The organism is Streptococcus sp. HMSC063B03 (assembly GCF_001836965.1).
GTDB lineage: Bacteria > Bacillota > Bacilli > Lactobacillales > Streptococcaceae > Streptococcus > Streptococcus pneumoniae_F.
In genome coordinates this window covers 176,025-190,511 of record NZ_KV831016.1, presented here as the reverse complement: position 1 = coordinate 190,511, position 14,487 = coordinate 176,025, and the positions used below count along the sequence as shown (strand labels likewise).

Sequence of the window (14,487 nt, the reverse complement as noted above, 5' to 3'; positions counted from 1 at the left end):
GACGAAGTCAGCTCAAAACACTGTTTTGAGGTTGCAGATATAACTGACGAAGTCAGTAACATATATACGGCAAGGCGATGTTGACGCGGTTTGAAGAGATTTTTGAAGAGTATGAAACGAAAAGGAGGTTGGTCATTGTACCAGCCTCCTTTTGAGTGTGATATAATAGTTCTATGAGATTAGATAAATTTTTAGTTGCCTGCGCTGTAGGGAGCCGGACAGAGGTCAAAAACATGCTCAAGACTGGGCGCGTGACTGTAAATGGTAAAAAAGAGAAATCAGCTAAATTGCAGATTGATGAAGAAAGAGATGAGATTCGCTTTGATGGGCAAGTGTTGGAGTATGAAGAGTTTGTCTACTACATGATGAATAAGCCCCAAGGAGTTATCTCAGCGACTGAGGATCCTAAGCACAGAACCGTTCTGGATTTGCTGGATGATATTGCTCGGAGCAAGGAAGTTTTCCCAGTAGGACGCTTGGATATTGACACGCATGGTCTTTTGCTCTTGACCAATGATGGTCAGCTGGCTCATGCTCTTCTTTCGCCCAAGCGTCATGTGGATAAGACCTATCTGGCTCAGGTCAAGGGAATTATGACCCAAGAAGACGTAGAGACATTTGCCAAGGGCATTCCGCTCAAAGACTTTACCTGTCAGCCCGCTAGACTGGAGATTGTGTCCATAGATAAAGAAAAAAATCAAAGCCAAATTCGTGTGACCATTGCAGAAGGGAAGTTCCATCAGGTCAAGCGTATGGTGGGCTACTGTGGCAAGGAAGTAGTAGACTTGCAACGTTTGACTATGGGAACTCTAGTATTGGATGAGAACCTAGAACGAGGAGAATGGCGTCGCTTGACCAAGGAAGAATTAGAGATTCTCCTTGCAAGTATTGCTTAGTTTGATTTATATTAGAAAAAGGTGAGGGACAATGTCCTTGCCTTTTATGTTTTTCAGTTGCTTCCTTTGTGAAAAGAGTTATAATAGACTGTAGAATAAAAGGAGGAATCTATGAACGCGATTCAAGAATCATTTACTGATAAACTATTTGCCAATTATGAAGCAAATGTAAAATACCAAGCGATTGAAAATGCTGCCAGCCACAACGGAATTTTTGCAGCCCTTGAGCGTCGCCAAAGCCATGTAGACAACACCCCTGTTTTCTCATTGGATTTGACCAAGGACAAGGTCACTAACCAGAAAGCATCTGGTCGTTGCTGGATGTTTGCGGCTCTCAATACCTTCCGCCACAAACTTATCTCTCAATACAAACTGGAGAATTTTGAGTTGTCACAGGCCCACACATTCTTCTGGGACAAGTATGAGAAATCAAACTGGTTCTTGGAGCAAGTCATTGCGACTGCAGACCAAGACTTGACGAGTCGTAAGGTTAAATTCCTACTTCAAACTCCACAACAAGATGGCGGTCAATGGGATATGGTCGTTTCTCTCTTTGAGAAATACGGTGTCGTGCCTAAGTCAGTTTACCCTGAGTCTGTTTCATCTAGTAGCAGTCGTGAGCTAAATGCCATTCTCAACAAATTGCTTCGCCAAGATGCTCAAATTTTGCGTGACTTGCTTACTTCTGGTGCGGACCAAGCGACTGTTCAAGCTAAGAAGGAAGACCTTTTGCAAGAAATCTTTAATTTCCTTGCTATGTCATTGGGTCTTCCGCCACGTAAATTTGACTTTGCTTATCGCGATAAAGATAACAACTACCAAAGCGAAAAGGGTATCACACCACAGGAATTTTACAAGAAATATGTCAATCTTCCTCTAGAAGACTACGTTTCTGTTATCAATGCTCCAACTGCTGATAAACCATACGGTAAATCGTACACAGTTGAGATGTTGGGAAATGTGGTTGGTAGCCGTGCAGTTCGTTATATCAACGTTCCGATGGAACGCTTGAAAGAATTGGCGATTGCCCAAATGCAAGCAGGTGAGACTGTTTGGTTTGGTTCTGATGTCGGCCAGCTCAGCAACCGCAAGGCTGGAATCCTTGCGACAGATGTTTATGATTTTGAATCAAGCATGGATATTCAACTTACTCAAGACAAGGCTGGACGTTTGGACTACAGCGAAAGCTTGATGACCCACGCCATGGTATTAACAGGTGTGGACTTGGATGAAAATGGGAAGTCAACCAAGTGGAAGGTTGAAAACTCATGGGGAGACAAGGTCGGTACAGATGGTTACTTTGTTGCCTCAGACGCTTGGATGGACGAATACACTTACCAAATCGTTGTTCGCAAAGAATTGCTGACAGCCGAAGAACAAGCTGCCTATGAAGCAGAACCAATCGTACTTGCACCATGGGATCCAATGGGAGCCTTGGCAGAATAATACTCAATGAAAATCAAAGAGCAAACTAGGAAGCTAGCCGCAGGCTGTACTTGAGTACGGTAAGGTGACGCTGACGTGGTTTGAATTTGATTTTCGAAGAGTATAAAAGCATAGAAAAAAGGAATCAGGCTTAGAACCTGGTTCCTTTTACGTTGCTTGATTACATGATACCGAAGAAACGAGCTGCGATACCTACTGCAAAGAGTGCAAGGATGATTGAGATTGGTGATACTTTTTTCTTAAGCAACCACATGCAAAGGAAAGTAAGGAGAAGTCCCATCAATCCTGGAATCAATGAGTTCAACTGACTTTGAAGGGTTTGTGGTTGAATCTTATCTAGGCTCAATCCACCAAGTGCTTGACCAAGGATACCTTTCAATTCAGCACCTGATACAGGTCCTTCTGGGAAGTTGATGTAGGCACCTTCAGCCAATTGTTTACCTGGAAGGTTAACAGTGAAGTTGATCGATACCCAACGTTGTACAAGAACGGCAAGAATGAACATACCAAGGATAGAAGCACCTTTAGTGATGTCTTTCAAGATACCACCAGACATGTCTTTAGTGATTTCAGAACCAGCCTTGTAACCAAACTCTTGTGTGTACCATAGGAAGGCCATACGGATAGCATTCCATCCGAAGAAGAAGAGAAGTGGACCAACCAAGTTACCAGATGCAGCAAGTGATGCACCAAGAGCTCCAAGGATAGGACGAACTGTAAACCAGAATACTGGGTCACCGATACCAGCAAGAGGTCCCATCATACCGATTTTAACCCCTTGGATAGCAGCGTCATCAATTTCAACACCGTTCGCACGTTCTTCTTCAAGTGCAAGAGTAACCCCCATGATTGGAGCAGCAACGTATGGGTGAGTGTTGAAGAACTCAAGGTGACGCTCAAGAGCAGCAGCTTGGTCTTCTTTAGTAGTGTACAATTTTTTGATAGCTGGGATCAATGAGTAAGCCCAACCCAAGTTTTGCATACGCTCGTAGTTCCAAGAACCTTGAAGGAATTGTGAACGCCACCAAACTTTTTTACGATCTGATTTTGATAATTGAAGTTTTTCAGTCATGATTGTTCCCCTTTCTAGTAGTCTTCTAGGATATCACCGATTGGGTCGTTAGAAGTCGCAGCTCCGCCGCCACCGTTACCACCTTGTTTTGAAAGGTTAAGGTAGATGAAGGCAAGGGCAACACCGACTACACCAAGGGCAATCAAAGTCAATTGAGAAATGGCAGCAAAAGCAAAACCGATTGCGAAGAATGGCCATACTTCACGAGTTGCCATCATGTTGATAACCATAGCGTAACCAACGGCAACGACCATAGCACCACCGACAGCCATACCACCGTTCAACCAGTCTGGCATTAATTTAAGAGCATCTTGAACGGCAGAAGCTGGGATAGCGATAAGGAAGGCTGCAGGGATAGCAATACGAAGACCTTGAAGAAGAAGTGCGATAAAGTGAGCACGCTCAACAGCTGCAATATTTCCTTCTTTAGCAGCAGCATCTGCAGTGTGAACCAAACCAACTGAGATTGTACGAACAATCATAGTCAAGAAAAGTCCAGCTACGGCAAGAGGGATAGCTGTTGCTGTTGCAACGGCGATACCTTCAGTAGTAAAGTTACCACCTTTGATCAAGATGATTGCTGCAGCAACAGATGCAAGAGCAGCGTCAGGAGCTACGGCCGCTCCGATGTTTGCCCAACCAAGGGCGATCATTTGAAGTGATCCACCAAGCATAACCCCTGCTTCGAGGTTACCAGTTGCAAGTCCGATAAGGGTACATGCGACGATTGGTTGATGGAATTGGAATTGGTCGAGGATACCTTCAAGACCTGCAAGGAAGGCAACAACTACAACCAAGACAGCAGAAATAATTGAAATATCTGACATGGTTTTATTCCTTTTCTATTTAATGATAATAAAGTGAAAAAATTTCTTAGAATTCTTCGATAGTTATTGATTTCTATTATTGAACGTTGGCTTTGCTAATCAAGTCAAACAAATCTTTTTTAGTGTCGTTTGGTACTTTACGTACGTCAAATTCAACACCGAGGTCACGGATTTTTTCAAATGTAGCAACGTCTTCTTTGTCCATAGACAAAACGTTGTTGATCATTGTTTTACCAGTTGAGTGAGCCATTGATCCTACGTTAAGAGTTTTGATTGGCACGCCACCTTCAATTGCACGAAGGGCATCTTGAGGTGTTTCAAACAAGATAAGGGCATGTGTTTCTCCAAAACGTGGGTCTTTTGAAACCTCAATCAATTTTTGGATTGGAACAACATTGGCTCTTACTCCGTTAGGAGCTGCTTGTTTAATCAATTCTTTACGAAGATCGTCGTTGGCAACGTTATCTGAAGCAACGATGATACGGTCTGCTTTTGAATCTGGAGTCCAAGCAGTTGCAACCTGACCGTGAAGGAGACGTGTGTCAAGACGAGCAAGATTGATTTTCAATTTACCATCCCCGATAACAGTTCCTTCTGGGATAGCAGCTTGGGCAACTGGAGCAGCTGCAGCACTTGCAACTTCTTCAGCTGGATTGAGCTCTTCTGGAAGAGCTTTGATGCCATCTTTGGCTTCTTTAATGATATTCGCAGCAACTTTTTCTACACCTGCAGCAGCGTCCATCAGGCGCTCTGTGTAGGCTTGAATCAACATCGGTAAGTTAAGTCCTGTGATGATGGCAAACTTACGCTCAGGATTTTCTCCCATCACGCGACTAGCTTGGTTAAATGGAGATCCACTCCAAAGGTCAGCCAAAACTAGAACCTCATCTTCTGCGTCAAATGCAGCAACAGCGTTATTAAACTTAGCGTATAAATCATCAGGACCTTCATTTGGCATAAAGGTTACAACTTGAACCTTTTCTTGTTCACCAAAGATCATAGATCCTGACTGATGAATACCCGCAGCAAATTCGCCGTGGCTCGCAATAATGATTCCGATACTCATTATTGTCATTCCTCCTTTTTTGTTTTAGTTTTCGTTTAAGAAAACTTTAAGACTAGATAAGTATAAACCGTTTTCATATAAAAAGCAACTATTTGATATAAAATATTCAAGAAAACATTTAAATAGTGTATTTAATGATATTGATATAATAAGGTTTCGAGAAGACATAGTAATTTTTGATATTAAAATTTAATATAAAAAAGTTGGAAGCGCATTCCAACTTTTAAAATAGGTTTTTATTAGATTAGTGGGTGAAGTCGAGTACCATACGTCCTTGGATTTGACCTTTTTCCATTTCGTCGAAAATGGCTACAGCATCTTCTACTGGACGTTTTTGAACAACTGGAACTACTAAACCTTCTGCACCGAATTGGAAGGCTTCTTCCAAGTCTTTACGAGTTCCAACAAGAGAACCGATGACTTGGATTCCATCTAGAACGGTTTTGACGATGCTGAGTTCCATCATTTCAGAAGGAAGACCAACAGCGACTACGCGACCACCAGCACGAACTGAGTCAACAGCCTGGTTGAAGGCAACTTTAGACACAGCAGTTACGACAGCTGAATGAGCTCCACCATCAGTTTTTTCCTTGATGAGTCCAGGTACATCTTCAACTTCGAGGCCGTTAATAACAATGTCCGCACCCACTTCTTTTGCAAGGGCAAGTTTGTCGTTATTGATATCAACTGCGATGACATGAGCATTGAATACTTTTTTAGCGTATTGAACAGCTAGGTTACCAAGTCCACCAGCGCCGTAAAGAACAACCCATTGGCCTGGTTCAACTTTGGCTTCTTTAATAGCTTTATAGGTTGTTACACCAGCACATGTGATAGAAGAGGCTTGGGCTGGATCAAGTCCGTCAGGAACTTTAACAGCATAGTCTGCAGTTACGATACATTGTTCAGCCATACCACCATCTACTGAGTAGCCGGCATTTTTCACTGTACGGCAAAGGGTTTCGCGACCAGTTGTACAGTATTCGCAAGTGCCACATCCTTCAAAGAACCAAGCAACGCTGACGCGGTCACCGACTTTAAGGCTTTTCACATCTGGGGCAATTTCTTTAACGATACCAACACCTTCGTGACCTAGGACACGTCCTGGTACCTGACCAAAGTCACCATGGGCAACGTGGAGGTCAGTGTGGCAAACACCACAATATTCAATTTCTACAAGTGCTTCCCCAGTTTCAAGTGGACGGAGTACTTTTTCTTCAACAGCAACACCAGTGCTTTCTGGATTTACAACAACAGCTTTCATAGCTATCCTCCTTGATATTAACTGAGAGCAGGAGAAACAGGACTGGATTGATTTTGTGTCAACAGAGTCGAGTATGACGAGCTCTCTTGTATTTATATGTGAAGTATATCACAAAAGAAAGCCTTTTCCAAGGTTTTGGAGGTGAAAAATAGAACAATCAATTAACTGGTTGATGAGACTGTGAAAAGAGCACAAAGACCAGCTCGCAAGCTGGTCAGTATGGATTATAAGAATAAGTCTTGCAGGGTTTTTGCAACCCCATCTTGGTCATTTGTCAAGGAAATTTGCTCATCTGCATAAGGGAGTAGCTCTGGGTTAGCATTTTTCATTGCATAACCTTTCCCAGCAAAAGCGAGCATTTCGGTATCATTGTGTTCATCTCCAAAGGCAATCAAATCCTTTTTGTCACGATTCATTACCTTGAGCAAGTAGTCTAAGGCGAAGGCCTTATTGACACCTTTTGGGGTACACTCAAGGATATTGAGCGGACCACCCCAAGTATTAATAGAAAGTTGATGCTGGTAGAAGGCATTCATTTCTTTTGCCAAGGCATACTTGTCACTAGCTCTGGTCTGCAACAGAATACAGTTAGGATCCTTGGTTACCAACTCAGGCTGGAATCGATTTTCAGGCTGGAAAGCTTCTACACCAAATAGTTTGGGATTAGCAATTTCTTCATTAGGATTTGTAATGTAGAATTTTTTACGATATTCTCCAGCGATAAAATCGGCTTGAATGTTCTCTGAACGTTGAACCATGTCTAGCAGATATTTTTTGTCTACCGTCAAACACTTTTCAAAGTTCCAAACTTGGTCTGGTAAATGAGTAAGGGAGCCGTTGAAATTAATCATAGGAGTGTCTAAGCCTAGTTCACGGTAGAAATCTTTTGACATGCGGTAAGGGCGACCCGTTGTAATAATAACCTGATGCCCTTTTTCGGCAACTTTTTTTATGGTTTCTTTGGTAAAGTCAGAAATCTGACTGTCTGAGTTGAGTAGGGTTCCATCCAGGTCAACTGCAATAATTTTTTTCGTCATAGGGACCTTTCTAGTGTCTTTTCGGATAAGATGTCTTCTATTATAACAGAAAGCAAGCAGAAAAGCAGATTCCAAACAAAAAATAAAATTCCATCAAATTCTTAAATAAATCAAACAAAGATATTGAAAAAGTGAATGATAAATGATATAATTCTATTATTGTTCGTAAAAATTAAAAGGAGATTAATAATGGACAAATTATTTAAACTAAAAGAGAACGGTACAGACGTTCGTACAGAGGTTCTCGCTGGTTTAACAACCTTCTTTGCAATGAGTTATATTCTCTTTGTAAACCCACAAATTCTTTCGCAAACAGGAATGCCTGCTCAAGGTGTCTTCCTAGCGACGATCATTGGTGCAGTAGCAGGTACCTTGATGATGGCCTTCTATGCTAACTTACCTTATGCCCAAGCGCCAGGTATGGGTCTTAACGCCTTCTTTACATTTACAGTCGTATTTGGACTCGGTTATTCTTGGCAACAAGCCCTAGCTATGGTCTTCATCTGTGGGATTATCTCATTGATTATTACCTTGACAAATGTTCGTAAAATGATCATTGAATCGATTCCAAATGCTCTTCGCTCAGCTATTTCAGCTGGTATCGGTGTCTTCCTTGCCTACGTAGGAATTAAGAATGCTGGATTTTTGAAATTTACGATTGATCCAGGTAACTATACTGTTGTAGGAGAAGGGGCTGACAAAGCTAAAGCAACGATTGCAGCAAACTCTTCAGCAGTTCCAGGATTGGTTGACTTTAATAACCCAGCTGTTTTGGTGGCACTTGCAGGACTGGCCATTACAATCTTCTTTGTTATCAAAGGAATTAAAGGGGGAATTATCCTCTCTATCTTGACAACAACTGTTCTTGCTATCGCAGTTGGTTTGGTAGATTTGTCTAGTATCGATTTTGCTAATAACCATGTTGGTGCAGCCTTTGAAGACTTGAAGACAGTTTTTGGTGCAGCTCTTGGTTCAGAAGGTTTGGGAGCTTTGATTTCAGATACAGCTCGCTTGCCTGAAACTCTGATGGCTATTCTTGCCTTTTCATTGACAGATATTTTTGACACGATTGGTACCTTGATTGGTACAGGTGAAAAAGTTGGTATCGTAGCGACAAATGGTGAAAACCACCAATCAGCTAAGTTGGATAAGGCTCTTTACTCTGACTTGATTGGTACTTCAATTGGTGCCATCGCTGGTACTTCGAACGTAACGACTTATGTCGAGTCTGCTGCTGGTATCGGTGCAGGTGGACGTACTGGTTTGACAGCCTTGGTTGTAGCTATCTGTTTTGCGATCTCAAGCTTCTTTAGTCCACTTCTCGCGATTGTACCAACAGCCGCTACAGCTCCAATCTTGATTATCGTTGGGATTATGATGTTGGCTAGCTTGAAAAATATCCATTGGGACGATATGTCTGAAGCGGTTCCTGCTTTCTTCACATCCATCTTTATGGGATTCAGCTACTCTATCACTCAAGGGATTGCAGTTGGTTTCTTGACTTACACTTTGACTAAGCTTGTTAAAGGTCAAGCTAAAGATGTTCATGTCATGATTTGGATTTTGGATGCCTTGTTTATCCTTAACTACATCAGCATGGCCTTATAATAGGATAACCCAGGGGGATTTCCCCCTTTTTTTAATATAAAGTCTAGGAGATGAATGATGGAAGAGAAAAGTATGTGGAAAGAATTATTGAATCGTGCAGGCTGGCTGTTAATCTTTTTTCTGGCGACAATTTTATATCAGATTCCTATAGGGGTTACTGCTATTTTAACTTTAAATGCAGTACCACTGTTGCAGTCAGGACTGATAGTTGCTGGTATTTCAATTGTAGTTTTAGTACTATTTATTTTTGGAGCTCGTAAAACGCAATTAGCAAGTTTTAATTTTTCTTTTTTTAGAGCTAAGGATTTGGCACGCTTGGGCTTAAGTTATCTAGTCATTATCGGATCAAATATACTTGGTTCTATCTTGTTACAGCTGTCAAATGAGACGACAACAGGTAACCAGTCTCAGATTAATGCTATGGTTCAGAATAGTTCTTTGATTTCCAGTTTCTTCTTACTGGCCTTGCTTGCTCCGATTTGTGAGGAAATCTTGTGTCGTGGGATTATTCCTAAAAAGATTTTCCGAGGAAAAGAGAACTTGGGATTTGTAGTCGGTACGATTGTGTTTGCTTTATTGCATCAACCAAGTAATTTACCTTCTTTATTGATTTATGGAGGTATGTCGATTGTTCTGTCTTGGACGGCATACAAGACCCAACGTTTGGAAATGTCTATCTTACTTCACATGATTGTGAATGGGGTTGCTTTCTGTTTGTTGGCTCTCGTGGTGATTTTGAGTCGGACATTAGGGATTTCTGTTTAAGATTTTTGACAATTGCTTACTTGTTTCTACTGGGAAAAAGATGAATGCAATCGTGTCCATCTTTTTCTTTTTATGGTAAAATAGAGAAATAATATGATGAAAAGCCTTGAGGGAGTGACCGATATGTCAAGTAAAGCCAATCATGCAAAGACAGCTATTTGTGGAATTATCAATGTAACCCCAGACTCCTTTTCGGACGGTGGTCAATTTTTTGCTCTTGAGCAGGCGCTCCAGCAGGCTCGTAAATTGATAGCAGAAGGAGCCAGCATGCTAGATATCGGCGGAGAATCGACTCGGCCGGGAAGTAGCTATGTTGAGATAGAAGAGGAGATCCAGCGTGTTGTTCCAGTGATTAAAGCGATTCGCAAGGAAAGTGATGTCCTCATCTCTATTGATACTTGGAAGAGTCAGGTGGCAGAGGCTGCTTTGGCTGTTGGTGCCAATCTAGTCAATGATATCACTGGTCTTATGGGTGATGAAAAAATGGCCCATGTGGTAGCTGAAGCGAGAGCGCAAGTGGTCATTATGTTTAATCCAGTCATGGCGCGACCTCAGCATCCTAGCTCGCTCATATTTCCTCATTTTGGTTTTGGTCAAGCTTTTACAGAGGAAGAGTTAGCTGACTTTGAAACATTGCCAATCGAAGAATTGATGGAGGCTTTCTTTGAACGAGCACTAGCGAGAGCAGAGGAAGCTGGTATTGCACCAGAAAATATCCTGCTGGATCCAGGGATTGGATTTGGTCTGACCAAGAAAGAAAATTTGCTTCTTTTACGGGATCTGGATAAACTACATCAGAAAGGCTATCCAGTCTTTCTCGGAGTGTCGCGCAAGCGGTTTGTCATCAATATCCTTGAAGAAAGTGGTTTTGAAGTCAATCCTGAGACAGAACTTGGTTTCCGCAATCGAGATACGGCTTCTGCTCATGTAACCAGTATCGCTGCGAGACAGGGTGTGGAAGTGGTGCGTGTGCATGACGTAGCTAGTCACAGGATGGCAGTTGAAATTGCCTCCGCCATTCGTCTGGCTGATGAAGCGGAAAATATAGATTTAAAACAATATAAATAAGATGAAAGAAATCGAAAATAATCAGTGGATTGCTAACTACCGGACGGACCAACCGCATTTTGGCTTGGAACGAATGGTGGAACTGTTAGCTTTGCGTGGCAATCCCCATCTCAAACTCAAGGTCATCCATATTGGAGGAACCAATGGCAAGGGTTCGACCATTGCTTTTTTGAAAAATATGCTAGAAAAACTAGGGCTGAGAGTTGGCGTGTTTAGCTCGCCCTATCTCATTCATTACACAGACCAGATTAGCATCAATGGGGAATCTATTCCAGAGGCTAGACTAGAAGCTCTCATGGCAGACTATCAGTCTTTGCTGGAGGGAGAAGCGGCCGCTAATTTACAGGGCACAACCGAGTTTGAGATTATCACAGCTATAGCCTATGACTACTTTGCTTCAGAGCAAGTAGATGTGGCTATCATGGAAGTCGGCATGGGTGGACTCTTGGATAGTACCAATGTCTGCCAGCCCATTTTAACAGGCATCACGACTATTGGATTGGACCATGTAGCCCTACTTGGTGACACCTTGGAAGCTATAGCAGAGCAGAAAGCTGGTATTATCAAACAAGGTATTCCCTTGGTGACAGGTCGTATCGCTCCAGAAGCTTTGGTTGTCATTGACGCTATTGCGGAAGGGAAAGATGCGCCGAGACTTGCCTACGGGGCAGATTATCAAGTTAGTCACCAAGAGAGTGTGGTAACAGGTGAAGTCTTTGACTATACAAGTGTTGTCAGACAAGGTCGCTTCCAGACTGGCCTGCTTGGTTTGCACCAGATAGAGAATGCTGGGATGGCCATAGCTTTACTTGATAATTTTTGTCAAGAAGATGGTCGAGAGCTAGCAAGCAATCACTTGATTTCTCAAGCCTTGGAAGAAACAAGTTGGCCAGGGCGTTTGGAAATCGTGTCAAGAGATCCCTTGATGATTTTGGATGGAGCCCACAATCCCCATGCTATCAAGGCTTTATTAGCAACCTTGCAAGAACGCTTTGCGGATTATCGCAAGGAAATCCTCTTTACTTGCATCAAAACCAAGGCCTTGGAGGATATGTTGGACTTGCTGGGGGCCATGCCAGATACCGAGCTTACTCTAACACATTTTTCAGATAGTCGGGCGACTGATGAAAACGTGCTGAAAGAGGCAGCTAAGTCTAGAAATCTCAGCTACCAAGGTTGGCAGGAATTTCTAGAGCAGAAATTGACAGATAAAAAAGAAGAGAAAAAAACAGTTAGGATTGTCACGGGTTCCTTGTATTTCTTGAGCCAAGTGAGAGCCTATCTGATGGAGAGGAAAAACGAGAATGGATACACAAAAGATTGAAGCAGCTGTAAAAATGATTATCGAGGCTGTCGGAGAGGACGTTAATCGCGAGGGCTTGCAGGAAACACCTGCTCGTGTCGCTCGTATGTACCAAGAGATTTTTTCAGGTCTTGGTCAAACAGCGGAGGAACATTTGTCAAAATCCTTTGAGATTATTGACGATAATATGGTGGTAGAAAAGGATATTTTTTTCCATACCATGTGTGAACACCACTTCTTGCCATTTTATGGTAGAGCGCATATTGCCTATATTCCAGATGGTCGAGTGGCAGGTTTGTCTAAGCTAGCCCGTACGGTTGAAGTTTATTCGAAAAAGCCGCAAATTCAAGAACGTTTGAATATCGAAGTGGCCGATGCCTTGATGGACTATCTAGGTGCTAAAGGAGCCTTTGTTGTCATTGAGGCGGAACATATGTGTATGAGCATGCGTGGTGTCAGAAAACCAGGCACTGCAACCTTGACGACAGTAGCTCGTGGTCTATTTGAAACAGATAAGGACCTCCGAAATCAGGCTTATCGTTTAATGGGACTATAAAAGAATCCGCTTTGGGCGGATTTTTCTAGAAAGGAATCATTATGGATCAACTGCAGATTAAGGATTTGGAAATTTTTGCCTATCATGGTCTTTTTCCGAGTGAGAAAGAATTGGGGCAGAAGTTTGTTATTTCCGCAATCCTATCCTATGATATGACCAAGGCGGCGACAGATTTGGATTTAACGGCTTCTGTCCATTATGGAGAACTGTGTCAGCAGTGGACGACTTGGTTTCAGGAAACAACTGAGGACTTGATTGAAACGGTAGCCTACAAACTGGTAGAACGTACTTTTGAGGCTTATCCTCTTGTCCAAGAAATTAAGTTGGAACTGAAAAAACCTTGGGCACCGGTGCATTTGCCACTAGATACTTGCTCGGTAACCATTCATCGCCGCAAGCAACGAGCCTTTATCGCTCTGGGAAGCAACATGGGAGATAAGCAAGCAAACTTGGAGCGAGCCATTGACAAACTGCGAGCTCGTGGCATCCATATTCTCAAAGAATCCGGTGTCTTAGCGACGGAGCCTTGGGGTGGAGTGGAGCAGGATAGCTTTGCTAATCAAGTGGTTGAGGTGGAAACCTGGCTACCAGCACCAGTCTTGTTAGAAACCTTGTTAGCCATTGAGTCAGAGATGGGACGAGTTAGAGAAGTGCATTGGGGACCTCGTTTGATTGATTTGGACTTGCTTTTTGTGGAGAATCAGATTCTTTATACGGATGACCTCATTTTGCCTCATCCTTACATAGCGGAACGCCTCTTTGTCCTTGAGTCCTTACAGGAAATTGCGCCTCATTTTATCCATCCGACATTAAAGCAACCGATCCGTAACTTGTATAATGCTTTGAAAAAATAGAAAAAACTCTAGTTTTCAGTCACTTGCAACTGAAGGCTAGAGTTTTTATACTCTTCGAAAATCTCTTCAAGCCACGTCAGCGTCGCCTTACCGTAGGTATGGTTACTGACTTCGTCAGTCTTATCTACAACCTCAAAACAGTGTTTTGAGCAACCTGCGGCTAGCTTCCTAGTTTGCTCTTTGATTTTCATTGAGTATTAAAATAGGTCATTTTCTTCTGGGAGGAGGATAGTTTCTCTACCATCCATGTCTAAAATCAAGACTCTGGGGGGATAAAGAGGGTCAAAGGGATGGTTAAAATCAAAATCAATGGCTGTAGGGAGGTGTTGACTTGAAAAATGGAAGGTAATTTTTCCTTGGTTATTGAGCAATTGAAACTCAAGTTCTTCTTCCAATTCAAAGACATTTTTTAAGAAATGGTCGATGATATACCAAAAAGAGTCAATGACATCATCAGGCAAGCTGGTAACAATGCCAAAACTAGCTGACCGCATGTGGGTATTGGTAAAAGCCATATTTCTTCCCCCTTTCTTTTCCCTTATCATACAGCAAATAGGATTAAAAATCAAGAAAAGGTGATTTTTTCTTCATAAACATAGCTTCCTATGAAATTTTTTCAAATAATCTTCAAAAAACGCTTGAAAGTGTTTACAAATAGTGATAAAATGGAATAAGTAGAATCATGAAAACGAAATTTTCATACCGTCTCTTTTTTTGGAGTCTCG

The 14,487-nt window shown here is 42.2% G+C and carries 14 protein-coding genes; 8 read left to right on the top strand and 6 right to left on the bottom strand.

The features are described 5' to 3' along the window. Nucleotides 1-173 precede the first annotated feature (173 nt). Nucleotides 174-896: a pseudouridine synthase gene (locus HMPREF2628_RS03055; protein WP_070842296.1), complete on the top strand. Its 723-nt coding sequence runs from the start codon at nt 174-176 to the stop codon at nt 894-896. Nucleotides 897-1,007: 111 nt separating this feature from the next. Beyond that, nucleotides 1,008-2,342, top strand: coding sequence for an aminopeptidase C (gene pepC, locus HMPREF2628_RS03045; protein WP_070842295.1), 1,335 nt, complete (start codon nt 1,008-1,010; stop codon nt 2,340-2,342). 160 nt (nt 2,343-2,502) lie between these two features. Here pepC and HMPREF2628_RS03040 read toward each other — a convergent pair whose 3' ends face one another. The 5 genes from HMPREF2628_RS03040 to HMPREF2628_RS03020 all read right to left on the bottom strand — a co-directional run bounded on the left by HMPREF2628_RS03040 (nt 2,503) and on the right by HMPREF2628_RS03020 (nt 7,608). Continuing rightward, a complete protein-coding gene (locus tag HMPREF2628_RS03040) occupies nt 2,503-3,414 on the bottom strand; it encodes a PTS system mannose/fructose/sorbose family transporter subunit IID (RefSeq protein ID WP_049551677.1) in 912 nt (303 codons plus the stop codon). 14 nt (nt 3,415-3,428) lie between these two features. After that, a complete protein-coding gene (locus HMPREF2628_RS03035; RefSeq protein ID WP_001280328.1) occupies nt 3,429-4,241 on the bottom strand; it encodes a PTS mannose/fructose/sorbose transporter subunit IIC in 813 nt (270 codons plus the stop codon). A gap of 76 nt (nt 4,242-4,317) precedes the next feature. Then, the gene (locus tag HMPREF2628_RS03030) at nt 4,318-5,307 is read right to left on the bottom strand and encodes a PTS sugar transporter subunit IIB (protein WP_070842294.1); all 990 of its coding nucleotides are present in this window, start codon (nt 5,305-5,307) and stop codon (nt 4,318-4,320) included. A 244-nt stretch (nt 5,308-5,551) separates the two neighbouring features. Continuing rightward, nucleotides 5,552-6,571: an alcohol dehydrogenase AdhP gene (gene adhP, locus HMPREF2628_RS03025; protein WP_000649186.1), complete on the bottom strand. Its 1,020-nt coding sequence runs from the start codon at nt 6,569-6,571 to the stop codon at nt 5,552-5,554. Between the two features lie 224 nt (nt 6,572-6,795). Next, nucleotides 6,796-7,608: a Cof-type HAD-IIB family hydrolase gene (locus HMPREF2628_RS03020; protein ID WP_070842293.1), complete on the bottom strand. Its 813-nt coding sequence runs from the start codon at nt 7,606-7,608 to the stop codon at nt 6,796-6,798. A 189-nt stretch (nt 7,609-7,797) separates the two neighbouring features. On the opposite strand from HMPREF2628_RS03020, the gene HMPREF2628_RS03015 reads away from it, so the two are divergent. The 6 genes from HMPREF2628_RS03015 (at nt 7,798) to folB (ending at nt 13,762) form a co-directional block, all read left to right on the top strand. Continuing rightward, nucleotides 7,798-9,216 carry an NCS2 family permease gene (locus tag HMPREF2628_RS03015; RefSeq protein WP_049499886.1) on the top strand — a complete coding sequence of 473 codons (1,419 nt, stop codon included), beginning with the start codon at nt 7,798-7,800 and terminating at the stop codon, nt 9,214-9,216. A gap of 57 nt (nt 9,217-9,273) precedes the next feature. Further along, nucleotides 9,274-9,981 (top strand): CPBP family intramembrane glutamic endopeptidase, encoded by a 708-nt coding sequence (locus HMPREF2628_RS03010; RefSeq protein ID WP_070842292.1) that lies wholly within the window; start codon nt 9,274-9,276, stop codon nt 9,979-9,981. A 93-nt stretch (nt 9,982-10,074) separates the two neighbouring features. After that, the gene (gene folP / locus HMPREF2628_RS03005) at nt 10,075-11,049 is read left to right on the top strand and encodes a dihydropteroate synthase (RefSeq protein WP_070842291.1); all 975 of its coding nucleotides are present in this window, start codon (nt 10,075-10,077) and stop codon (nt 11,047-11,049) included. A 1-nt stretch (nt 11,050) separates the two neighbouring features. Next, nucleotides 11,051-12,373: a bifunctional folylpolyglutamate synthase/dihydrofolate synthase gene (locus HMPREF2628_RS03000; RefSeq protein WP_070842290.1), complete on the top strand. Its 1,323-nt coding sequence runs from the start codon at nt 11,051-11,053 to the stop codon at nt 12,371-12,373. Beyond that, nucleotides 12,354-12,908, top strand: coding sequence for a GTP cyclohydrolase I FolE (gene folE / locus HMPREF2628_RS02995; RefSeq protein WP_070480152.1), 555 nt, complete (start codon nt 12,354-12,356; stop codon nt 12,906-12,908). Before HMPREF2628_RS03000 ends, folE begins: the two co-directional genes overlap by 20 nt. Before the next feature lie 41 nt (nt 12,909-12,949). Continuing rightward, nucleotides 12,950-13,762 (top strand): dihydroneopterin aldolase, encoded by an 813-nt coding sequence (gene folB, locus HMPREF2628_RS02990; protein WP_070842289.1) that lies wholly within the window; start codon nt 12,950-12,952, stop codon nt 13,760-13,762. Between the two features lie 197 nt (nt 13,763-13,959). On the opposite strand, the gene HMPREF2628_RS02980 is transcribed toward folB, so the two are convergent. Beyond that, nucleotides 13,960-14,277, bottom strand: a complete 318-nt coding sequence (locus HMPREF2628_RS02980; protein WP_070480154.1) for a DUF960 domain-containing protein — start codon at nt 14,275-14,277, stop codon at nt 13,960-13,962. Nucleotides 14,278-14,487: the final 210 nt, after the last annotated feature.